Annotated in this window: 18 protein-coding genes and 4 pseudogenes; 4 read left to right on the top strand and 18 right to left on the bottom strand. The window is 68.6% G+C overall.

What is annotated here, in order from left to right; all coding sequences use genetic code 11:
* Positions 1 to 61: 61 nt before the first annotated feature.
* The 9 genes and pseudogenes from ACFU95_RS46060 to ACFU95_RS46020 all read right to left on the bottom strand — a co-directional run.
* On the bottom strand, positions 62 to 619 hold the full coding sequence (locus ACFU95_RS46060; RefSeq protein WP_383842202.1) for a TetR/AcrR family transcriptional regulator: 558 nt from the start codon (positions 617 to 619) through the stop codon (positions 62 to 64).
* Between the two features lie 95 nt (positions 620 to 714).
* Positions 715 to 1,557: an RNA polymerase sigma factor WhiG gene (gene whiG / locus ACFU95_RS46055; protein ID WP_383842168.1), complete on the bottom strand. Its 843-nt coding sequence runs from the start codon at positions 1,555 to 1,557 to the stop codon at positions 715 to 717.
* Between the two features lie 304 nt (positions 1,558 to 1,861).
* The gene (gene dprA, locus ACFU95_RS46050) at positions 1,862 to 3,022 is read right to left on the bottom strand and encodes a DNA-processing protein DprA (RefSeq protein WP_383842165.1); all 1,161 of its coding nucleotides are present in this window, start codon (positions 3,020 to 3,022) and stop codon (positions 1,862 to 1,864) included.
* Positions 3,019 to 3,537 (bottom strand): annotated as a pseudogene (locus ACFU95_RS46045) (ATP-binding protein); the annotation flags it as partial. The pseudogene ACFU95_RS46045 and the gene dprA, both read right to left, overlap by 4 nt.
* A 94-nt stretch (positions 3,538 to 3,631) precedes the next feature.
* A complete protein-coding gene (locus ACFU95_RS46040) occupies positions 3,632 to 4,033 on the bottom strand; it encodes a hypothetical protein (protein ID WP_383842162.1) in 402 nt (133 codons plus the stop codon).
* Positions 4,030 to 6,114: a hypothetical protein gene (locus tag ACFU95_RS46035; RefSeq protein ID WP_383842159.1), complete on the bottom strand. Its 2,085-nt coding sequence runs from the start codon at positions 6,112 to 6,114 to the stop codon at positions 4,030 to 4,032. The genes ACFU95_RS46040 and ACFU95_RS46035 overlap by 4 nt, the downstream gene beginning before the upstream one ends.
* Positions 6,111 to 8,027, bottom strand: coding sequence for a hypothetical protein (locus ACFU95_RS46030; RefSeq protein ID WP_383842156.1), 1,917 nt, complete (start codon positions 8,025 to 8,027; stop codon positions 6,111 to 6,113). Before ACFU95_RS46030 ends, ACFU95_RS46035 begins: the two co-directional genes overlap by 4 nt.
* A complete protein-coding gene (locus ACFU95_RS46025; RefSeq protein WP_383842153.1) occupies positions 8,024 to 9,571 on the bottom strand; it encodes an integrase in 1,548 nt (515 codons plus the stop codon). Before ACFU95_RS46025 ends, ACFU95_RS46030 begins: the two co-directional genes overlap by 4 nt.
* 43 nt (positions 9,572 to 9,614) lie before the next feature.
* A pseudogene (locus tag ACFU95_RS46020) lies at positions 9,615 to 10,568 on the bottom strand (YifB family Mg chelatase-like AAA ATPase); the annotation flags it as partial.
* Between ACFU95_RS46020 and ACFU95_RS46015 the strand changes: the two are divergent.
* Genes ACFU95_RS46015 through ACFU95_RS46000 form a run of 4 tightly spaced genes read left to right on the top strand, consistent with a single transcriptional unit; the run spans position 10,501 to position 16,497 of the window.
* Positions 10,501 to 12,183: a site-specific integrase gene (locus tag ACFU95_RS46015; RefSeq protein WP_383842150.1), complete on the top strand. Its 1,683-nt coding sequence runs from the start codon at positions 10,501 to 10,503 to the stop codon at positions 12,181 to 12,183. The pseudogene ACFU95_RS46020 and the gene ACFU95_RS46015 sit on opposite strands and share 68 nt — an antisense overlap.
* A complete protein-coding gene (locus ACFU95_RS46010; protein ID WP_383842148.1) occupies positions 12,180 to 13,943 on the top strand; it encodes a hypothetical protein in 1,764 nt (587 codons plus the stop codon). Before ACFU95_RS46015 ends, ACFU95_RS46010 begins: the two co-directional genes overlap by 4 nt.
* A complete protein-coding gene (locus ACFU95_RS46005; RefSeq protein ID WP_383842145.1) occupies positions 13,940 to 16,078 on the top strand; it encodes an integrase in 2,139 nt (712 codons plus the stop codon). Before ACFU95_RS46010 ends, ACFU95_RS46005 begins: the two co-directional genes overlap by 4 nt.
* Positions 16,075 to 16,497, top strand: a complete 423-nt coding sequence (locus tag ACFU95_RS46000) for a hypothetical protein (RefSeq protein ID WP_383842142.1) — start codon at positions 16,075 to 16,077, stop codon at positions 16,495 to 16,497. The genes ACFU95_RS46005 and ACFU95_RS46000 overlap by 4 nt, the downstream gene beginning before the upstream one ends.
* Positions 16,498 to 16,609: 112 nt before the next feature.
* Here the strand turns inward: ACFU95_RS46000 and ACFU95_RS45995 are convergent.
* The 9 genes and pseudogenes from ACFU95_RS45995 to ACFU95_RS45955 all read right to left on the bottom strand — a co-directional run.
* A pseudogene (locus ACFU95_RS45995) lies at positions 16,610 to 16,771 on the bottom strand (magnesium chelatase domain-containing protein); the annotation flags it as partial.
* 1 nt (position 16,772) lies between these two features.
* Positions 16,773 to 17,135, bottom strand: coding sequence for a YraN family protein (locus ACFU95_RS45990; protein WP_383842139.1), 363 nt, complete (start codon positions 17,133 to 17,135; stop codon positions 16,773 to 16,775).
* Positions 17,136 to 17,253: 118 nt separating this feature from the next.
* Positions 17,254 to 17,562, bottom strand: a complete 309-nt coding sequence (locus ACFU95_RS45985; RefSeq protein WP_003965949.1) for a DUF2469 domain-containing protein — start codon at positions 17,560 to 17,562, stop codon at positions 17,254 to 17,256.
* Positions 17,563 to 17,618: 56 nt separating this feature from the next.
* Positions 17,619 to 18,155: an NUDIX hydrolase gene (locus ACFU95_RS45980; protein ID WP_383842136.1), complete on the bottom strand. Its 537-nt coding sequence runs from the start codon at positions 18,153 to 18,155 to the stop codon at positions 17,619 to 17,621.
* Positions 18,145 to 18,888, bottom strand: a complete 744-nt coding sequence (gene lepB / locus ACFU95_RS45975) for a signal peptidase I (protein ID WP_383842134.1) — start codon at positions 18,886 to 18,888, stop codon at positions 18,145 to 18,147. The genes ACFU95_RS45980 and lepB (ACFU95_RS45975) overlap by 11 nt, the downstream gene beginning before the upstream one ends.
* Positions 18,889 to 19,086: 198 nt before the next feature.
* On the bottom strand, positions 19,087 to 19,476 hold the full coding sequence (locus tag ACFU95_RS45970) for a hypothetical protein (protein WP_383842131.1): 390 nt from the start codon (positions 19,474 to 19,476) through the stop codon (positions 19,087 to 19,089).
* A 244-nt stretch (positions 19,477 to 19,720) separates the two neighbouring features.
* Positions 19,721 to 20,695, bottom strand: coding sequence for a signal peptidase I (gene lepB, locus ACFU95_RS45965; RefSeq protein ID WP_383842128.1), 975 nt, complete (start codon positions 20,693 to 20,695; stop codon positions 19,721 to 19,723).
* Positions 20,583 to 21,674, bottom strand: coding sequence for a signal peptidase I (gene lepB, locus ACFU95_RS45960; RefSeq protein ID WP_383842125.1), 1,092 nt, complete (start codon positions 21,672 to 21,674; stop codon positions 20,583 to 20,585). Before lepB (ACFU95_RS45960) ends, lepB (ACFU95_RS45965) begins: the two co-directional genes overlap by 113 nt.
* Positions 21,667 to 21,838: pseudogene (locus ACFU95_RS45955) on the bottom strand (signal peptidase I); the annotation flags it as partial. The gene lepB (ACFU95_RS45960) and the pseudogene ACFU95_RS45955, both read right to left, overlap by 8 nt.

The raw sequence follows: 21,838 nt of genomic DNA, 5'->3' as shown, positions 1-21,838 counted from the left end.
GGCAGGACCGGCAGGACCGGCAGGAAAGCGAAGCCCATTCCCACGCCCGCCCTCACCGGGCTCAGCCCCGAACACCCCGCAACGCCATCGAGACAGCCGCATCCGTAATCGCCGCAGGCTCCTCCGCCGCCCCCAGCTCGATCCGCCGCACAGCCGCGTCCACGACGCCCTGCAACAGCATCGCCGCCAGCCGTGGCTCCGTGTGTCCCATCTCCCCCAGCGCCTCGACGATCATCGCGACCAGCCCGCCGTGCGCCGCCCGGATCTTCTCCCTGGCCCCGGCGTCCAGCTCACTCGCGGAGATCGCCACCACGGCCCGATGCCGCCGGTCCCCGACCAGCGCGAGCTGCTGGCGCACATAGGCCTCGATCTTGCCCTCGGCCGTGGCCGCCCGCTCCATCGCCGCCGAAACATCCGCGGCCCACACGGGAAAGTCGACCTCGCACAGCTCCTCGACCACAGCGGCCCGGGAGCGGAAGTACTCGTACACGGACGACCGCGCGAGGCCCGTCCGCTCGGCGAGAGCCGGGAAGGTCAGCGCCTCCGTCCCGCCCTCGGACAACAGGGAACGAGCCGCGTCCAGCAGGGCGGCTCGCTGCATCGACCGGTGCTCGGCCACGGAGGCCGCTCGAATCCTTGGCACATCGCCCACTCTACGGACGCACCACCGCCGACGGGAGTCTCTCCGCCCAACCCCGCACGCGTCCCGCCAGGTCAACGGCCGAAGCCGGCCAGCTTCGCGCGCAGCTGGAGCACGGACTTGGTGTGGATCTGACTCACCCGGCTCTCGGTCACGCCCAGCACGTTCCCGATCTCGGCCAGTGTGAGTCCCTCGTAGTAGTACAGCGTCACCACGGTCTTCTCCCGCTCGGGCAAGGTGTTGATCGCCCGCGCCAGAAACCGCCGCAGCTCCCGGTCCTCGGCCACCTCCACGGGGTTGTCCGCGGCGGTGTCCTCCAGCGTGTCCATCACGCTCAGCCCGTCGCCGCCCTCGCCCCCGACGTGCAGCAGCTCCTCCAGGGCCACCACGTTGGCCAGCGACAACTGACTGAAGACCGCGTGGAGTTCGTCCACCGCGATCCCCATCTCGGCGGCCACCTCCACCTCCGTCGGCGTGCGCCGCAGCCGCGCCTCCAGCGTCGCGTACGCCCGCTCGACGTTCCGTGCCTTCTGCCGCACCGACCGCGGGATCCAGTCCAGCGCCCTGAGCTCGTCGATCATCGCGCCACGGATCCGCGTGATCGCGTACGTCTCGAACTTGATCTCCCGGTCGATGTCGAACTTCTCGATCGCGTCGATGAGCCCGAAGACCCCGGAGGACACGAAGTCGGCCTGCTCCACGTTGGGCGGCAGGCCGACGCTCACCCGGCCCGCCACGTACTTGACGAGCGGCGAGTAGTGCAGGATCAACTGCTCGCGCAACCGCTCGTCCCCCGTCGCCTTGTACGACCGCCACAGCTCGTCGAGCGTCGAGGGAGCGGGCGGCCGCACGCTGCCACCGTCACGGGCGGCTGGGGGGATCGCCGCCCGGTCGGACCCGGAGGTGTGCTGGGGCATTCGTCGCCTTGTGCCGTTCTGCCGTGAAGTGGGGGTGCCTGGTGGAGCTGTCGGTCTGATGTCGCACTGGTGCCGTTCTGGGGACCTTCCGATACCGAGGTGCCGGTCTGAGCCGGAATCCACGTGAGCGTAGCGTGACTGAAGTGTCGCGGTGCGCGAAGGGCGGAGCGGAAGCCGTGCGCAGATACGTTCCGCTGGACGCCCCGCCAGGTCATTGCGGTCGCTCTACGTGATCACATGAACACCCCAACTGGGGGAATTCTCAAGGGCGTCCGTGTTCCCCCGTACGGCCGAACACGCTCGGTCAACATCGGCTCCGACCGGCGCGAACGGAGATCATCGCCTGGCGTGTCAACTTCCAGCTGTCGCCGTGTCGTTCGACGTAACCAAGTGAGCGGAGTTCGTACAGTCTCGCGATCGCGTCGTCCTCGGTGGTCTGCGCGCCGCGCGCCACCTCGTCCGCTCGCGCCGCGTGCCGACCGGGCAGCGCGGCCAGGACTCTGCGCGCCGCCGGTTCCAGCAGGTCGCGCGGCAGGACGGGGCCGCGTCGCTCCGGGGCGAGTTCTCCCATGTCGCCCACGAGTTCGACGACCTCGGCGGCGTCGGTGACAAGCACGGCATCACCGCGCAGGAGTTCGTGCACGCCCGCGGAGAGGCCACTGGTGGCCGGGCCGGGGACTCCCATCGTGTGACGCCCCAGCCGCTGGGCGGCCCGCGCGGTGACCAGCGAGCCGCTGCGGTGGGCGGCCTCCACGACCACCGTGCCCCGGGTCAGGGCCGCGATCACCCGGTTCCGCACGATGAACCTGCTGGGCGTCGGATGGTCCCCCGGTGGCAGCTCCCCGATCACGAGCCCCTGCTCCGCGATCCTGTTGATCAACTGGGTGTGCCCGCGCGGATAGGGCCGGTCGACCCCGCAGGCCAGCACGGCGACGGTGGCTCCGCCGGATCCGAGGGCACCGCGATGAGCGGCACCGTCGACCCCGTAGGCACCGCCGGACACGACCACCCACCCCCGCTCGGCGAGCCCGCCGGCCAGTGTGACCGCCATGTGCGCGCCGTACTCGGTACAGGCCCGGGCTCCGACGACGGCCACGGACCGCAGGGCCCACATCCGCAGGCTGGCCGGCCCTCGCACCCACAAGCCGATCGGCCGGGCGTCCCCCAGATCGTCGAGCTGCCCCGGCCACTCGACGTCCCCCGGGCAGAGGAACCGCACTCCTGCTTCCCGAGCGACGGCGAGATCCCGACCGGGCTCGGCGCGCAGCCCCCGGGCCCGCAGCCCGTCCCAACGCTTGTAACTCACCCCCGGCAGGACTGCCGTCCCCTCCCGCAGTCGACGGACGACTTCCTCCACGCCGTACTCCCGCACCCACCGCCCGGCGACCTCGTCACCGGGCTCGACGACCCGGCTGAGATAGGCCCGGCCGAGCAGTTCGTCGTCCGGAGCCGCACTCCCGTTCACGTCAGTGCCCCGATGGCCATGGGCACGCCACGCGGGACACCGGTGCGCAGCTGGAGTGCCAGGGCGACGTCGGTGGCGTCGGGCCGGTCGTGGCCGACGAGGTCGGCGACGGTCCAGGCGACGCGCAGCACCCGGTCGAGTCCGCGTGCGGTCAGGGCGCCGCGTTCCAGGTTCCGTTCCGCCTCGTCCATGGCCCCGATCGCCGCGTACCAGCGGCTGCGCAGCTCACGTCCGGGAATCTCGCTGTTGGTCCGCCACGGGGACCCGGCAAGCCGGGCAGAGGCCCGCTCCCGGGCCGCGCGCACCCGGTCGGCGACGGTCGCGGTGGCCTCGCCGCGGGCCCCGCGCTCGGTCAGCTGCGCGCGCGTGACACGGTCCACCTCGACCCGGAGGTCGACTCGGTCGAGCAGCGGCCCGGACAGCCGCGACTGGTAGCGGCGGATCGCCGAGGGCGGGCACTCGCACAGGTCGTCCGTGCGGGAGAAGCGGCCGCACGGACAGGGGTTGGCCGCCAGCTTGTGGACGCGGTTGAGAACTGACCGTTGACCGCATCTCGCCCCTGGCCCCGGACGAGAGTGACGGCATAGCACAGATGTTGTTGTTGCAGGCTCAACGAAGTCTGGACTTCCTGTTGATGCTCGTGACCTTCGATGCCTCCTCCAGAGCTTCCTGGAGACGCTGGTTGCGGAGGGCGAGGTGCTGGATCTGGGCTGCGGCGAAGGCGAGTTGAGTGGTCAGGTCGCGGTTGCGTCGGCGGAGCTTCGCGTTGCGGGCGACGAGCCGGTCGTGTTCGGTCGGGCCGCTTCGTGGGGTGGCGGGGGCGGCTCGGTGGTCGGCGATCTCTCGGGCGATCTCGGGGTAGCGGCGGCGGAAGGTGGTGTTGGTCAGGTCGAGGCGGCGGGCCAGCATGAGGACGCTGGGTCGTTTGTTGGTTTCCCGGCAGGTGTCCAGCACCTCCTGGAGGTGCTTGCGGACCAGTGCCTCGGGCAGGTCGGGGACGTTGCGGGTCATGCCGAGACGGCCTCCTGCCCGTTGGCCGTCAGGAACTCCACGACCTCGATCCGCCGGTTCTGCAGGTGCTGCCGCCGGAGAGGCGGCAGCGTCGGCCGCGAGGCGAGACGCTTGTCGATGCCGGCGATCACTCGTTGCCAGGCAGCCACGTTCTCGGGGGTCAGCGCGACGTTGCGGCAGGCCAGGGGCATGCAGCCGCCGTCCCAGGGCAGTCCCTCGCTGTTGCCGCGTCGCGCCTTCTCGCAGATGGCCTTCGCTGGGTCGTTGACGCAGGTGATGTACTCACCGGGATAGATCGCCGGGTCATTTCGCTTCATGATCCTTTTGAGGCGGTGCTTGTCGAGGGCGACCTGGCCCTGGAACTGGGCGCGATCGCCGAAGTCCTTGAGCCGGCGGGCGGCTTCTTCGGCGGAGGGGCCAGCGAGGTCGAGGTGCTGGTGGGCTTCGATCATCTCCATGTAGATCTCGCCGCGGGTGATGGCCTGTTCGCTTTCGACCTCGGCCCGGAAGCCGGAGTCGCTGGTGCCGGCATAGCCCTCGAACATCTGGATGCTGTGGTGGCGGTATTGGATGGCGCCAGCGATGACGCCGCCGGGGCGCCGGGCGATGAACCAGGCCAGGGTGCGGCGGAAGTGGCTGGTCTTGAGCCTGAGCGGCTGGCCGCGGCCGGCGGCGATGGTGTCGGTGCGTCCGTGGTCGGTGCAGAGCCGGTTCACGAACGCGGCGAACTCATTGAGGTGCATGTTAGTCGCCTTGTTCCCGAGAGCCTCGTTCTCGCCCTTGTGGGATCCGCAGCCATGAAGGAGCCGGGCGAACAGATGGTTCTGGTCCGCTGGCTGGAGCTGTTCCAGGACGGCGACCGCGCGAGCGACGGCCGCGCTGACCGTCCAGGTCGCCGGGACGCCGGCGACGTCCTCCTCCCCCTTGAAGGCCAGGCTGTTGACCTTCCAGCGATAGGGACGGCCCTCTTCATCGCACTTGATCTCCAGACAGCCCCGCTTGACGTGTTTCGCCTCGCAGTCCCGCATGCCGCTGAGGAAGGCGATCACGATGTAGCAGGCGGCCTGGAGATGCCGGGCGAGCCGGGACAGGCTGTTGGCCGTCGTGTGGTGGGTCGTGATCGACTCGATCCAGGGCTTCCCGTCCAGCCGCCCTTGGGGATCCTCGACGAACGCGCCCTCGGTGACGCCGACGACGGCCGCCGCGTCATCGATCAGATGGCGGTGCCGGTCGATGTTGTCGCGGTTGCAGCCGATGATGTTGGCGAGGTGGGAAATGCTCGGCTGGCCCTTATAGCCGGGCAGAGGGCGTTCGGCGGCGACGTACTCGCCAAGCAGCTTCTCCAGCCGTGCTCCGACGTGGGTGTGGGCCGTGCTGCGGGCGGGCCGGTCCGCGCGGGCCTCGTGCCATTGGCGGTCCGCCTGGAGGATGTCCGGGGCGAAGTCGTCGACGAACCGCAGGGCCCAGACCAGAAGGGGGCCGAGGACCTCCTCGGGGAGCCTGGCCGTGTCGTTCTCCGTGCTCCTGGCCGCCCGGGACTCGCCCCAGCCGTCGAGGTGGAGCGGGTCGAACCCGAGGGCGTCCTCCCCGAGATGGCGGCGCCAGCGCCAGAACAGCCGCAGGGGTCCCCGGGACCGTTCGCGTTGCGACTGGTTGTGCGGGAACCGGGCCAAGAGGTGCTTGCGGTAGTCGTCGAGGTCGCGGGGCAGGAGTTCCGACAGTTCGTTCCGCTGCGGCGGCCATCGGCGGTCGAGCCACTTCAGGAATCTCTTGATCTCGGTGAAGCTGCCGCGGATGGTCGCGATCCTGGGATTCTCCTCGCCGTCGGGTGCCTCCAGGGACAGCAGTGCATAAAACAGTCGCTTCGCGGACGGGCGGAACCGCTGCGGCAGGGTGGGGAAGTTCAGGATCAGGGCATGCTCGTTGGCCTTGAGCCGGGCCGGGGTCAGCCGCCAGACGTCCTGGCTGTAGCGGGAGGTGTCCTCCAGGCTGACGCCGTCCCGCAGCCGACGGCCGTGCAGGACGTACGGGTCCTTGAGCGTGACGGCCTCGGGGCGGGCGGCGAAGACGGCGATGCTCATGGCTGTTCCCAGGGGGCTTCGACCAGGTCGAGAAGGGCGTCGGGCAGGGGCTGCTGGCGTACTTTGTCGACTTCGGCCGGGGTGAACTTGGCCAGGATGTCGTGGCGGACGGCGACCCAGGTAGGCCCGTAGCGCTTCCACCAGACGTCCTCGCTCATGCGCTGCCGCATGACGCCCAGCCCTTGGAGCAGGCCCAGGAGTTTCGGCAGATGGGTCCGGGTGACCAGACAGTTCCCGCACTGGAAGCAGGCGAGGAACGAGTCACCGCAGACGGCTCCGGTCTCGGGGTGGTGATCGTGGTCCCCGCAGGCCGTCCAGGCGGTGTCCAGGTCGCCGCTGGCGAGGTCACGGGCGGTCTGGGCAGGGAGACCGGCGTCCTGGAGTTGCTCGGGCGACTCGGCGTCCGGAATCACGGTGGGCTCACCGCGGCGGCCGACGGCCGCCGCGTGCGCGTCCCAGGCCGCCTGTTCCGCGTCCTCAAGGGCCTCGGTCATCACTTCCTCGGCCCACTCACGAGTCGCCTCATCCGGTTTGAGGTAGTTCGTGAACAGTGTCTGGGCCGTGTTGCTCTTCGCCGACGAGGGCAGGTGCCCGCCGAGCTGCTTCGTGCGGCGGGCATCGACGCTGGTCTTGATCCGGTTGAAGGTCACCCTCAGTGGCGCCGGGCCGGAGGAGACCGGCTCCTTGACCGGTTTCCCGGCCTTTTCCTTCTTCGTCTTCGCGGCGGGCGGCGGGTCCGCGAGAACCGGCTTGGGCCGGGCGGCCGCCCAGTCGGACATCGCGATGCGGCCGCCGTCGCTGAGGTCGGACTCGAAGGGAGCGAAGTGCTCGTCGCGCCCCTCGATCCCGTTGCGCCAGATGCAGAAGGCCAGCAACGATCCGCAGACCCCGCGGCTGCGGGCCGTCAGCTCCAGCAGGAGGAGATAGAGGCCGCCGGGTGTGTGCAGTTCGCGCTCTTTCGGACCGATCTCCCAGGTCACCGTCTCGAACCACTTCTTGGCCCCGCGCCGGCGTTTGACCACGACCAGCTCGACCGCCCGGTCCTCCAGGATCCGGTGCTTCACCGGCAGTTCCTTGAGGGTCTCCCCGTTGCGCTCGGTGACCAGGGCCAGCAAGGCCATCAGCGGGGCCATGTCCCGCCAGGTCAGGAACAGGTGAGAGGCGAGCTCGATCCGCCGCCGGCGAAGGTCGAGGCTGAACTCCAGCTGGGGGACCTCGCCGGTGGCCGCCATGGCTGCCAGGGCCTCGGCAAGCTCCCTTCGCTGCGGCTCGACCTGCCCCGCGTCCTCGGCGAGTCGGCGTACGAGTTCTTCGCCGGCGCGGATGCGGCGGACGACGCGGGCCGTGTCGGCGCGTGCGGCCGCGGTCAGCCGGTCCAGCTCACTGACGGAGTAGCCGCCGACCGCCTCGGACCTGGGCTTGGGCAGGCGCCGGTTGAAGGCGTCCCAGGCGTCGGCGGGCAGCCGGCCCTTCAGGTGCTTGTCCTCGAACTGCAGGCGCATCTCGAGCATGTCGCTGTATCTCGTGCGCGCTGTCGCGTCGGCGCGCTTGTGAAAGGCATCGACGTGGGCCCGGGTGAGTTCCTCGGGGATGTCGGGACGCGGGACCGTCCTCGCCAGGAAACGGGCCCAACTGGCCAGGGCCCGCCAGCTGTCCTTGGCCCCGGCCAGAGTGCGAATGTCGCCGCTCGGGCCGATGCGCAGAGCCAGGGCCTCGGCCAGCAGCGGGTGCCAGCCGGGCATCGGCAGGTCGCCGACGGCAAAGCTCGCGCGGCGATTGTCATCCCCGTGGAAGGCGACGACCAGGCTCCCCCCGATGCCCTTCGTGACCGGTTCGGGCGCCTCGTAGCCGTCCGGCGGCAGGGCGGACGGGCGGCCCGGGCCGGTGCTGCCGCGGCCACGGCGTCGGGTCATGCCTCCACCACCTCGGTCTTGGGCAGGTCAGCAGGCGGTTTCTCGTCCCCGAGGGCGCTGAGCGGGGTGTCGCGCGGGTCCTCCCAGGTGTCGGGGACCAAGGCCATGCGGGTCTCCATCTCCAGTTCCTGGAGGGCGTGCAGATAGATCAAGGTCGACAGCTGCGAGGCGTGTCCGAGCCGTTTGCGGACCCAGTCCATCGGGTCGCCGAAGATCCGCTGGTAGTGCTGCCGCTGGGCCGGGTTCATGTCGCCGAGGGCTGCGAGGTGCCCGCGCTGGAGCTGTTCGAGGGTGATGACCGCGAACGTGTGCCTCAGCAGGTGGGCGTGCGCGAAGACGTCGAGGCCCTGTTCCTCGCAGCGGCGGTTGGCGTCGGTGAACATGTCCTTCCAGGTCGACAAGGACAGCGGCATCCCGCTCTCGCCGAGCCAGAACATCGCGGGCTCCAGGCCGTCCTCGGTGTCGATCAGCAGCCGCTGCCGCTCGCGCGGGTCGAGAAGCCGGACGTCGACCTTCTCGCCGCGGTTGATGCCGCTGGTGTACTGAGCCTGGTGCGGCTTCTCCGGATCGAAGATCACGATCGGCCGCCGGATCCTGCCGTAACGGCCCGCCTCGCGGGCCTCCTCGATGACCCACCGCCGGTCCTCCGCCGCGTAGGCCGTCAGATCCCGGCGGACCGACGCCGGCTCGTAGACCCAGCGCGCGGAGTTCCGCTTGGCGATCACCGCGGGCAGCCACCACTTGCTGTAGCCGGCCGGGCCCGGACCGATCGGCACTTCCGTGATCAGACGGCTGGACTGCTCTTCCAGCCGCAGGCCGGTGCGGACCGTGGAATCGGTGAAGGTCCCGTTGCGCGGGGCCCACCTGCCCCGGAAGTTGTCCCGGGGCAGGCCCTCGCGGTCGTAGCCGAGGACCCCGACGTCCCGCCACCGCCGGTAGGACGGTGCAGGCAGCCACTCCATGACCTGGCCGCCCGCGTCGTGGGCGTAGGTCGCCGGAACCGTCTCCACCGTACTGTCGGGCCGCGAACGCCGCCGACCCTTCGTCGGCTCGTGCTGCCCGTCACGGCGCGGCCGCTGCGGGATCGGCACCTCCGACACCCACAACTTCTTCTTCGCGTAGACGAAGAACTGCTGCAGGTGGGAGACCTCCTGGCTCCACGTGTCGCCGTCGATGCGCGGTCCGCGAGGATCACGGCGCCGCCAGTAGTGGTAGGCCGTGTGATCGGCCTCCGTCGCGTCCCGCCAGTCCTTCCCGCCCCGGCTCTCGTGCAGGAAGTTCAACTTGCGGCAGAGGGCCGACGCCCGGTTGAGCTGGCTGTTCAGCGGGCCCTCCATCAAGTTCACCTGATGGAAGTACGAGTTCAGGTCCGCGTCGTAGACGAAGCACGGCGACAACAGGTACGGCGTCCCGTCGGGAATGCCCAGGTCATCGAGCCACAGCTCCCACTCATCCGTGGAAACCTGCAGGTGCCAGGTCTGCGGCTCAGGCTGCGGCAGATCCCGCGAGCTGTAGTGGACTGACCAGGCACCTTGTCTCAACACCCGCGGACCGTACAGCTACTTGGTCACTGACCGAGCGTGCACAAGCCAAAACCATCAGGAACTTCGCCGGGAAGCGCACGACGCCCGCGCTGCGCGCGATGACGACATGCCCGGCTTCCAGTGGCTGCCGCAGGGCGTCCAGGGCCTGGCCGCTGAACTCCGGCGTCTCGTCCAGGAAGAGGACACCTCGATGGGACAGTGACACCGCGCCGGGCCGCGCGATGCCCTGGCCGCCGCCGACGAGTGCCTGCATCGTCGCCGAATGATGCGGGGCGCAGTAGGGGGCCACGTCGATCAGGGGCTTGCCGGGAGGCAGCAGCCCCGCCACCGAGTGCACCGCTGTGACCTCCAGGGACTCCTCCCTGGCCAGCCGGGGCAGGATGGCGGGCAGCCGCTCCGCCAGCATCGTCTTGCCGGCGCCCGGCGGGCCCTCCAGGAACAGGTGATGCCCGCCCGCGGCGGCGACCTCCACGGCCGTACGCGCCGACATCTGGCCCACCACATCGGCGAGGTCGTGCCCTTGGTCGGGCTGGACGGCTCCCATGCTGTGGATGCCCGTGGCCGCGCCCGTCCCCGGCACGCGCAGACCCGCGAGCAGTGGATCCGGCCGGCCCAGGTCGTCGGGCTCCTCGTCGGGCACGGGTTCGTCCGCGAGCACGGCGATCAGCTGGCGCAGGCTGCGCACCCCCAGGACGGACACGCCCGGCACCAGCGATGCCTCGGCCGCGGCGCACTCCGGCACGACCACCTGCTCATAGCCGGCGTCCGCCGCGGCCAGCACCGCGGGCAGGATGCCCCGCACGGGACGTACCCGTCCGTCCAGGCCCAGCTCACCGATCATCACGATGTCGGCGAGAACCCGCGGATCGATCCGCTCGGAGGCGCCGAGGACGGCGCAGGCGACAGCCAGGTCGAAGCCGCTGCCTGCCTTGGGCACCGATGCCGGGCTGAGTCCGACGGTGAGCTTCTTCTGCGGCCACTCGCCGCCCGAGTTGATGGCTTCCCTATTGAATGAGCGTGTTGAAGCTGATCAAGAGGGGTGCGCACGGATGGGTTGGCGAGTGTTCTGGGTGCCGCGAGACGCGGAACGAGGCGGCGTACGGAAGGGGGTGCTTGAGGGGTGGGGCGACCTCTCGTCGCGGGAGGACGAGGTGGGTGTACGGGCTGGGGATCCGATCTTCCTCTCGCCTGATCACTGGGTGGATCCGGTTCTGAGCCTTTACGGGCAGTCCCGCGTCTTCCGTAAATACACGGCAGAAACGAAGCGGAACTACACGACGGATATCGCCTTGCTCCTGACCTCGCTGTCCAACCGCGGAAAGTCATGGACGGAGGCGACGCCGAAAGATCTGGAGGATTACGAAGACTGGCGGTGCCACGCGGCAGCGAATCCGAACCAGATCGGGGGCTCCAAGTGGGATCGAGAGCTCGCAGCATTCACGAGTTTGTACGGGTGGGCCAAGAAAGCGGGCTACCTGACTCGAAACCCGGTCCTCATGAGGGAGGTGGTGGGCCCAAACGGCGAGGTCAGGACGGTCGCTGAGCAGAAGGCCGTGGACTCCCGGCCGAGCAACGTGCACTGGCTGACGCCCCGCACATGGGATTTGTGGACTGACGTGGGCCTTCGCGGCCACACCCGGGACGGGGTTCCGCAACCGGGCTGGGTGGGACGGCTCGAGGACCGCAACGTCGCGTTCGTACGGACGGTGAGGTCGTCAGGTCTGCGGCGGCTGGAGGCGGGGTCGCTGCTGACCTTCGAAGTGCCCGAACTGCGGCTGGACGGCGGGCGGTACTACCACGGGAAAGTTGCCGCGCAGGTGACCCGATCGAAATCGGCACGGACGTACTACGTCTCGGCCGGCGCGGTCGGCGATACGGAGACCTACAGGGAGTCCTCGCGGGCCTGGGCGGTTCGGCAGGCCCAGCTCGCCGGCCGTTACGACCGTCTGCCAGAGATGTGGCTGGTCACTGAGGTCACCAGGGGCCTGAAGCCGAAGGTCCGCTGGTGCGACCAGAACGGCGTCATCGGCGAGCGTGACCTCAACAAGCTGACCTGGCAGGAGCGGACGCTACTGTTCGAGGAGGGGCCACACGGTCCGGAGCCGTTGTGGCTCTGGCTCAACGAACAGGGGCTGCCGTTCCAGCCGCACTCATGGGACGGCGTGTTCCGCACGGCGAACCAGCGCTGCGAACAGGTACTGACCCCGCCGCGGCGCATGGGCATGGACCCGCACAAGGTCTACGCCCCCTACGCGACGGTACATGCCGCCCGGCACTCCTTCGCCTTGTTCATGTTGGTCGTCCTGAACGAGCTGATGGACCGGAAGTACGGGCTGACGCCTGAAGAGCGTCGGGACTTCCGGCTTCTCTACGGTGACCCGTGGTTCCTGGTCCAGAACCTGCTTGGCCACGCCAACCGGAAGACCACCGTCAAGCACTACCTCTCGCCGGTCGCGAACTTGCAGCTGGAGTCGATGCTCGCCACAGCTGATACACCGGTCGACGCTCCGATGCCCGACCTGGACCGCGTGTTCGCCCGGGTCGCCCGGAACGCAGAGGGAATCCAGGACATCGACGACCGCATGGAGCCCCGCGCCGGTGACGCCGCATGAGCGGCCGTGGACGCAAGGCCTCGTTGCCTCCCGCAGACCACGCCCGCCCCGAGCCGTTGGGGCCCGACGGACTGGTCGTTCATCACTACAACAAGGCGGGCCGCGTCAAGGACTACGACTTCGCCACACTGCCGGTCGCGGAGCCGCTGCAACGCTCTCTCGCGGTGCTGTTCGCAGCCTGCTGCAGACCCAATCACTGGACCTCTCACTTGTCTTCGAGGCAGCCGTGGAACTACCTGAAGGCGTTCACGAAGTACCTGTCCGAACAGCACCAGCCTCCTCGTGATCTCGATGAGCTGACCGGCACCCTGATCGACCGTTGGTGGGAGCACAAGGGCAAGACGGCCGGCGGCCGCTCCGCCTTTCGGAGTGTCTGCGCAATGCTGCGGGATGACGCGCGACTTCAGTCCGGGACCGTGGCCGATGCCTTGGCCCGGCGCATCCCGGCCTCCAAGAGCACGACCCAGTCCTACGGCACGAAGGAGTTCGACCAGATCAGAGCGGCGGCACGGCGGATGTTCCGGGCTGCATTGCTTCGGATCGAGGAGAACGCTCTGCAGTTGGACCGCTGGCGGGCAGGAGAGTTCGAGGAGGGCAGCCGGGACTGGATCATCGGGGAGGCACTGGACATCCTGGCCCGCACCGGCGAGCTTCCCTACCTCGTCGGCCCCACGGGGAAGGGCAACCTGGTCAAGAAATACCGCCGCGCGCTGGGCGGCCAGGCCACGGAACTGACGTGGCAGAGACTGTTCCTCTCGCGAACCGAGGCCACCGCGCTGGCAGTCCTGCTGCTGGCCGAGTACGGATGGAACCTGTCCGTGATCAACCGGGCCGTCGTCCCGAAAGCCACTCCGGACCCCGGTCTGGACGGCTGTCCGACCTACCGCATCCCTGTCGAGAAGCGTCGCCGTGGTGGCGGGAGTTGGTACGCGACCGAGAACGTCACCGATCACGGTGCTGACTCTCCGGGGCGCCTGATCACCCAGGCGCTGCAGGCCACCCGCTTCGCCCGCGCGATCGTCGAGGACATGGCTCCCGGCACCGATCTCCTCATCGTCTTCCGGGTCGGCAGGCGCGGGAGGGACACCATGGACCAGGAAACGACGGACAAGGACTATCACCCGCACGTCGGCCCGTTCGCCTTCACCCTCGCATCGAGAAACGGCTACGAGTGGGCGAAGTTGGCAGGGCTCCGCGGTTCCCCGTTCCGGCGGGGACGCAGGACAGCAGTCGCGGTCAACCGTCGTGAGCCGACCCAGCACTCACAGGAATCCCACGACCGGGACTACGTCCTGCCCGACAAGCAGGTCCAGGATGCAGCTGTCCCCGTCATCGCGGCCGCCGCCGAGGCCGCGGCCCTGCGTGCTCGGGAAACGGTGCTGGTCGCCGAGATGCGGGACACCCGCAACCCTGACGATGTCGAGACCGCGACCGCGGACTGCTCGGACTTCGACAACGGCCCCTATTCCTCCCCGGACGGGGGTTGCGGCGCCTCGTTCCTGATGTGTCTGGCCTGCACGAACGCACGCGTTCACGCCGACCATCACCCCCGTCTCGCCCACCTGCACGAGGCCCTGACGAGCGTGCGTTCAGTCCTGCCGCCACCACGCTGGGAGAGGGACTGGAGCGATCCCCACGCACGCCTCACAGACCTCAAGAAGAAGATCGGCCCTGGCGGCTGGCAGCGGGCCCTGGCACGGGTCACCAGCGCCGACCGCGAACTGATCCACCTCCTGCTGACCGGAGATCTCGACGCATGAGCACGGCCCTGGAACTGGACCCCTATCGCCTGCCTCTGCCCAATCCCACCACCGCTGTCGTCCCGGCCCACCTCGTCGTCGCCCAACATGCGCACCTGAATGCTCGCTACGCGGACCAGGTCTGGCCCCTCGCCCCCCTGATCGAAAACCCCAGTGCACGGAGGTACTCGGTCTACTGGCAAAAGTGCCCGGCTTCCCTGCGGGAGGAAATACGCCTGGTGGCCTGGACGATGATCAACGGGCAGCTGCGGCCCACCTTCCTCAAGGAACGGGCCGGCCGCCTGCGGGCCCGCCTCGCCGGAGAAAGTACGGGCGACTCGCTGGGATTCTGGATGGCCCTCGGAGCATGGCTGGAGACCCGTGACATCCACACCCTCGCCGACTGCGACAGCGGCGTCCTGCACGAGTACGGCCTGCGCATGCGGGACAGCGGAAACAGCCGAGACCACGTTCAGAAGATTCTGGGCAGCCTGACGCGGTTGTGGGCATTCGACCAGCTCAGTGCGAGGCCGGCAGGAATCGGACGCCCGCCATGGGACGAGCTCGGCGCGGATGACTATCTGCCCCAAGCATCATCTGCCGCCGGCGAGAACAGCACAGAGCCCCTTGTCGAGCAGACGATGGGTCCGCTGTTGGTCTGGGCCATGCGCATGATCGACGATCTGGCCGACGACATCCTCGCCGCGTGGTCCGAGACCAAGCGCATCAGCGACCTTGCCGAGCGAAACAGATACACCGCGACGGCTTCGGGCAAGGCTGCCCTGGACGACTTCCTCGCCGCAGCGATCACGGGTCAGGCTCCCGTTCCCGCGTCCAGCACGCAGGGGAAGCCCGCCTTCGCGCGGACCTACGTGATGGGGCTGACGGGCGCCGCAGCAGGTCAAGTCGACAGGTTGAACAGTCGCCATCGGCTGACACAGGCAGCAGCTGAACGCCCCGGGCCTTGCCCTCTGGACGTTCCGGTGACCGGGCTGATCGCGGGAGCACCCTGGCGGGAAGCGCTCGACTTCAACGAGACCCCCACCCTCATGAGGCATCTCGGCACCGCCGCGTTCATCGTCTGTGCCTTTTTGACAGGTATGCGCCCAGAAGAATTGCTCGGTATGCGGTCAGGCTGCTGCCCCGACCCGGAGCCTGACGAAGAGGGCAAGATCGGGCGCCACCTGATCCGCAGCTACGAATACAAGTCCGCCACCGACGACGACGGCAATCACCTGTCGGCCGGCATCGAACGAGACGTGCCCTGGGTGGCCATCACGCCCGTCGTCAACGCGATTCGCGTGCTGGAACGGATAGTGCCCGCCGGCCGCCTTCTCTTCGACCAGCGCATTCACGACATTCGGGCCTCTCGCGCAGGCACCGGGTCGCTGAAGCTCAGTGCGATGCGGAAGCGGATCGAGGACTTCGTCAGCTGGGTGAACACCGAGGCCGCCACTCAAGGACTCCCCCACGAGGTGATTCCTCCGGATCCGCACGGCAAGATCGGCACCTCACGATTCCGCAGATCTCTGGCCTGGCACATCGCTCGCCGCCCAGGCGGACTCGTCGCTCTCGCCATCCAGTACGGCCACATGCGCACCGCACTGGACACCGAAGTCTCCGGGGGATACGGCTCCCGCAGCCGCAACGGGATCCACGACCTGGTCAACATGGAAACTGTCCTGGCTACCGCCGAAACAGCCGCTGACCTCCGTGAACAGTTCGACTCCGGCGGCGGCATCTCCGGGCCCGCAGCCAGAGAGGCGCTGCATGCGGCCCTTCGCACTCCACTCTTCGAGGGACAAGAGGTGAAGGCCGACTACGCCCGCAAATATCTAGCGCGTGACGGAGCCGTGCTCTATGACAACCCTCAAGCCCTCCTGATCTGCCGGTTCAAGCGCGATCGGGCACTTTGTCAGCGCGACGGCATCAAGGACACCCCCAGCTTGGACGGTTGCGTCCGCGGGTGCGGAAACATCGTTCGCACCGACGCCCACGCAGCCGAACTCCGTATCCGTGCCGACATCCACGACAAGCGTGCCGTCCACACACCGGAGCCCGTCAGCGCCCGGCTCCGGGCCAAAGCCGCTCAGGACCGCGCTGACGCCGACGCCCACGACCAGAACCGGATCACCCGACAGGAGGCTGCCTCGTGAGTCCCGCCCTTGACGAACGTGATCGTATCCGCGCGGCGATGGATCGCATCCTGACGGGGGCTCCTCTGGCCTCCACGGGGGCTCTCACGATCGTTGCCCTCGCTCAGGAAGCCGGCGTCCCGAGGAATGCCCTCACTCAGCGGCATCTCGATCTGAAAAATGAGTTCTACGACCGTGTCAAAGAGCGCGGGGCAACTCCAGACGTTGAAGCCCGGCTTCGCGAGAAGATCGTGAAGCTCAAGAAGACGATCGCCAACAAGAACGAAGAACTCGACCAGCTTCGTTCCGACGTTCCCGCGCTCGTTCGTGCCGTCAACCAACTGACGCTGGAAAACCAGCAACTCCGCGAGGCGATCGCGCAGCCCGCACCGAACGTCGTCCAGTTCCGCAGCAAGCGATCAGCCCACCTGGACGAGTGACAGCGCGCCTTACAGATCCCCTGGCAGGGGCGCCTCCGGCGCCCCTGCCACAAGCCAACACACGGGCCCTCCGGGCCCTTGGAAAGTCTCGACACGCTGACTTGACAGGGAAGACGACGGCCGCCCGCACCCGGTCCCGGCTCTCCGTCAGGCTCTTGTCCGGCAGCCCCACCAGCGTGAACGCCGCGACGCCCGGCTCCAGGTCCGCCTGGACCTCGACCACAACCCCCTCGACGCCCACGAGAGCCACCGAGCACGTACGCGCGAACCCCATGTCAGGCCACCCCCCGCGCGTGCTCGACCACGGGTGCGCCGCGGTCGGGTAGGACGATGCCGACCAGGTCGATGCGGACGCCTCCGGGTGGCGCCCCGCCATGAGAGTGGATCCAGTGTTCGGCGAGGCCGCGCAGGCGCTGAGCCTTCTCGGGGGTGACCGCTGCCATCGGATGCTCGTAGCCGCTGGCCTTGCGGGTCTTCACCTCACACACGACCAGGACATCGCCGTCCCTCGCGACGATGTCGATCTCTCCGGTCCTGCCACAGCGCCAGTTGCGCTCCAGAACCGTCATCCCGGCCTCGGCCAGCCGCCGCGCGGCCAGGTCCTCGCCGTACCTACCGAGTGCACTGCGTGCGTTCATGTCGGCACCACCTCCGGCGCCAACGATGAGGGCAGCTCAGCGAGCTATTGGATCTTGGTGGACAAGTCCGCCGCTGTGGATAACTTCCTCACCCCCGCGAGTGAACCGTCATCGGGTGTCATCCACCGGGAAGCTCGAGATCGCTCTTGTTCAGCTCCTCAATGTTCACGTCCTTGAACGTGAGCACGCGGACCTGCTTCACGAAACGCGCCGGCCGGTACATGTCCCACACCCAGGCATCCGCCATGGACACCTCGAAGAACACCTCACCCTGAACCGAATGCACCTGCATCTCGTAGTCGTTGGTCAGATAGAAGCGCCGCTCGGTCTCGATCACATACTTGAACAGACCGACGACATCGCGGTACTCCCGATAGAGCTTGAGCTCCATCTCGGTCTCGTACTTTTCGAGGTCCTCGGCGCTCATGGCATGTTCCCCTTCAGCCGTGCGATCCCACCATTGTGCGCCAGTCCCGTCAGTACCTAGACAATTTCGGAGTCAAGGGTCACGGGCCCGGCGGGGGGACCTTCGTCGAGCAGTGTGCGCAGCAGCTCGGCGAGTCTGGTCGGATACACCGTCTCATGTGCTCGGGCAAGTTCCTGACACGTCCACCAGCGCGCTCCGGCGACGCTGCGCCGCTCCAGTTCGGTGAGGGCCACGGCCCGGGTCTCCGTCTGTGCGGTGCGGGCCAGGTAGTACCACTCGTCCTGGTCCCAGCGACGCCCCGCGAACGGGAAGGAGCACATCCGCCGCCACAGCACGGGGCCGAGTTCGACCTCCGTGATGCCGGTTTCCTCGGCGAGTTCCCGCAGCGCGGCTTCCGCGCGGGTCTCCTCCCCCTCGACGCCGCCGCCCGGGGTGAACCACCAGTCGTCGGTGGGATCCTCCGGCTCGTGGCCGTGCAGCAGCAGAATGCGGTCCTGCGGGTCCAGGAGGACGACTCGGGCGACCTTGCGCAGCCCACCGTCGTACGAGTCGCCGTACGGGTCCTCGCTCACGTGCGTCGCCTCAGCGGGCATCCGCGGGCTCCGCGCCGGTCCGGGCGCGCTTGCTCCGCCGGTTCGCGATCGGGCCGTACGCGCCGCCGCCGAGGACGAGCACGCCGCCGGCGACGACCAGCGCGACCATCGTCCGCAGCGGCCCCGGCGACGACAGCGCGCCGAGCTGTTCGAAGCTCGTGGGGCGCTCCAGCATGCCGTTCATGGGCCATACGACGGCGTCCACCCGGGCCGACACGGCGCTGCGCGCCACGGTGCCCTTGGCGGCGTCCGTGAGGTGGGCCGTGGAGTCCAGGGAGCCGCTGCGCTCGTCGCCGAGCAGGAAGAGCCTGCCCTTCGGCACCGTCACCGTCGGGAAGTTCTGGAGCTCGGCCAAGCCGTCATCGGCCAGATACGGTTCGTCGATCTGCTTGCCGTTGACGGTCAGCTTGCCGCCCGTGCTGGCCACCGTGTCGCCGCCGACGGCGACCACACGCTTGACGACGGGGGCGTTGGTCACCCAGGTCTTGTCGGTGAAGACGACGACATCGCCCCGGCGTACCTCACCGCCGTCGACGCGCTGGGCCAGCACCCGGTCGCCCGCGCCGATCGTCGGCGCCATCGAACTCGTGGGCACGGTGTACGGCAGGTAGATCACCGCTCCCCAGGCGAACCCGCCCAGGAACAGCACCAGGCCCAGCGCCACGGCCAGCCCTGACAGCACTCCGCCGAGGCGCGTACCTGAGTTCTCGTTTCCACGCGCGGCACTTCCCACATCCACTCCCGACCCCAACCCGGCCTACCCGGCCTACCCGGCAGACTGTCGCCCACGCGGGATTCGCCTCGTCGCCACCGCTCAACACCAGCAATGCCGCCTCTGAATAGCACACCGGCCCTGCAAAGAGCGAGGGTGGCTTCCCTCCGGAAAATTCCGGGGGGAAGCCACCCTCACTGTCGGCCGGTGCCCTCGGGATCAGGCAGTGCCGCAGGTCCAGTAGCCCCAGCTACCCCATTCACCACTGGAGTGCTCGCCGGAACCCGCCTGGATGCAGACGCCTGTCCCCTCGGCGTAACTCTTGTTGACGTTCGTCGTCGTCCCGTTGCCGGTCGTGTTCCAGATGGCGAAGTCGTAGCCGTTCGTCGTCGACGAGTACGGCGCGACATCCACCCGCATGACCGGAGACCAGCCGTCCGCGCACACGTCCTTGAGTCGGAACCACTCGCCGTCGTGATCGAACGTGCCCTGCGAGGCGTACGAGCATCCCTGCTTGAGGCTAACCCCCCAAGAGGTGACGCTGGTGCCGGCCGACGCGGGCGAGCCCGCGATCCCGATCAGCGCTGCTGCGGCAACCAGCGTTCCCACTGCCCGAAACTTCTTCAACTGTTGTCCCCCTGCTCACGGATCGTTCACCTGTGGAGCGGGACCACATTAGAGGGGGACGTCGACCTGATGCGAATAAATTTTCGAGCGCAATGCAATCGTGATCTACGACGCGGTGCGGCCTCCGCCGAGAGCCTGGTGGTCCGGTCTGCCGGCCGGGGTCATGGCGTGCCGTCGCCTTGACCCCGCCTTCGGGCTGTCCATCCCGTCGTACGGCGCGAATCCGCTACCGCTCCTCGCCTGCCGTTCCCCTCACGAGTGGACGCCGCCGGAGGGCCATCGGCAGGACAAGCGCTAGGGCGAGCTCGGCAGGCGCGGGGGGCAAGGCGCCGAGGGGCGCCGGCTGGCTGAGTGCCGGCTGGTCGAACGTGTCCGGCACCGGCAGCGTGCCCCAGCGGTTGATCGGCCATGCCTTGACGATGGCGCGGCCGACCACCTGATCGACAGGAACCATGCCGTGATTCGAGTCCGACTGGTTGTAGCGCGAGTCACGAGAGTTCTGACGGTGGTCGCCCATCACCCAGATGAAACCCTTGGGAACCTTCACCGTGAACTGGCCGCCCAGGTCGTCAACCGTGCACGGCGTGTTCCCCGGGTACACGTACGGCTCGTTCAGCGCCTTCCCGTTGACCTTCAGCGGCCCCGTGCCCTTACAGGAGACGGTGTCACCGCCGACGCCGATCACGCGCTTGATGAGATCCTTCTCCTCCGCCGACGGCATCAGGCCGATCCAGCTGAGGAAGGTCTGAAGGGCGTTCGGGTCGGGAGTGGGCTCACCGGCCAGCCACTTGTCCGGGTCGTGGAAGACGACGACCTCACCGCGCTCCGGCTCGGAACCGAACCACGGAGTGAGTTTGTCGACCAGGACGCGGTCACCCCGCTGGAGGGTGTTCTGCATCGAGTCCGAAGGGATCGAGAACGCCTGCACCAGGAACGTCTTGATCAGCAGCGCGAGGACGAGCGCGATGCCGATGAGGATGGGCAGCTCTTTCCAGAACGAGCGCTGCTTCTTCGGCGTGGGGGCCGCTCCCGATCCCTCGCCACCGGTCGGGGGCTGCCCGCCCGGCCCCTGTCCATCGCCTCCGGAGTCATTCCCGGAGGTCACGGCGCCGTCCGCGGCCGGGTCGGCTGCGTCCACGGGGCGTCCGCGGTGCTCCTCGCCGTCGTGCCCGGACCGTGCGCCAACCGCCACATCCCCCACGCCAACTCCTTACTCTGTGCCGCTGCCTGCCCCATACGCGACGCAGGCCCACCACTCCCATAACGAGCGGGAGTTCCGCAGGGGTCGGGAGTTGGATCGTTCCGTTCGAATCGTCGGAAGCAACCCTATGCGACAGCGGGTCGGACGCGGTCGACCCGGTCGCCGAGTCGGACACGGAAGCGTAGGTTCTCGGCTCGTCCAGGGTGCTCCAGTGGCCGAAGGGCCAGGCGATCCACATGGCCCGTCCGACGACCTCGTCCTCGGAGACCGTACCGCCGTAGTCCTGGTCCTGATGTGCCCGCGAGTCCGCGGAGTTGGCGCGGTGGTCGCCCATCACCCACAGCCGACCCTGCGGGACGGTGATGTCGAACTCCTGGGTGGAGGGGGCGTTGCCGGGATACAGGTAGTCCTCGGTCAGGGGAACGCCGTTGACGGTGACCCGGCCTTGGGTGTCACAGCACTTGACGCGGTCTCCGCCGACGCCGACGACGCGCTTGATGAGGTCCTTCTCGTCGTCGGACGGCAGCAGGCCGATGAAGGTGAGCGCCTCCTTGACCTGCTTGATGACGACGGGGTCCTCCTTCTTCACCGTCGTCTGCTCGTCCTTGAGCCAGCCGCCGGGGTCCTTGAAGACGACGACGTCCCCGCGCTGCGGCTTGGAGCCGAACCAGGGGGTGAGCTTGTCGACCAGGACCCGGTCGCCGATCTGGATCGTCTGCTCCATGGAACCGGACGGGATCACGAAGGCCTGGACGAGGAAGGTCTTCAGGACGAGCGCTATGAGGACGGCGACACCGACGAGGAGGGGTATCTCCTTCATCGCGGAGTGCCTGCGGCGTCGCTTGACCTTGCGCTGGAGCTTGCGTCGTTCCGCGCGTGTACGACCGCCGGCCGGGCTGGCGGCACGCCGGGCACCGGTGGGCAGCAGATTGTCGGTGGCACTGCTGGGTACGCCACGCGGCCTGCCCCGGTTACCCATGCGTGCCCTCCGCTGCGGCTGCGGGCACGCGCGCGTAGGCGTCCGGACGGTGCAGGCGAGTCCAGTGGGCGGTCGGCCATACGATCCAGTCGGCGCGGCCGATGACGTCGTCGACCGGGACCATGCCACCGCCGGGCGAGCCCAGATGGTCACGGGAGTCGCTG

Origin of the sequence: Streptomyces sp. NPDC057623, from assembly GCF_042800355.1 — a bacterium.
Taxonomy (GTDB): Bacteria; Actinomycetota; Actinomycetes; order Streptomycetales; family Streptomycetaceae; genus Streptomyces.
Note: the sequence above shows the minus strand (reverse complement) of the source record. Positions and strands in the feature narration are given on the sequence as shown.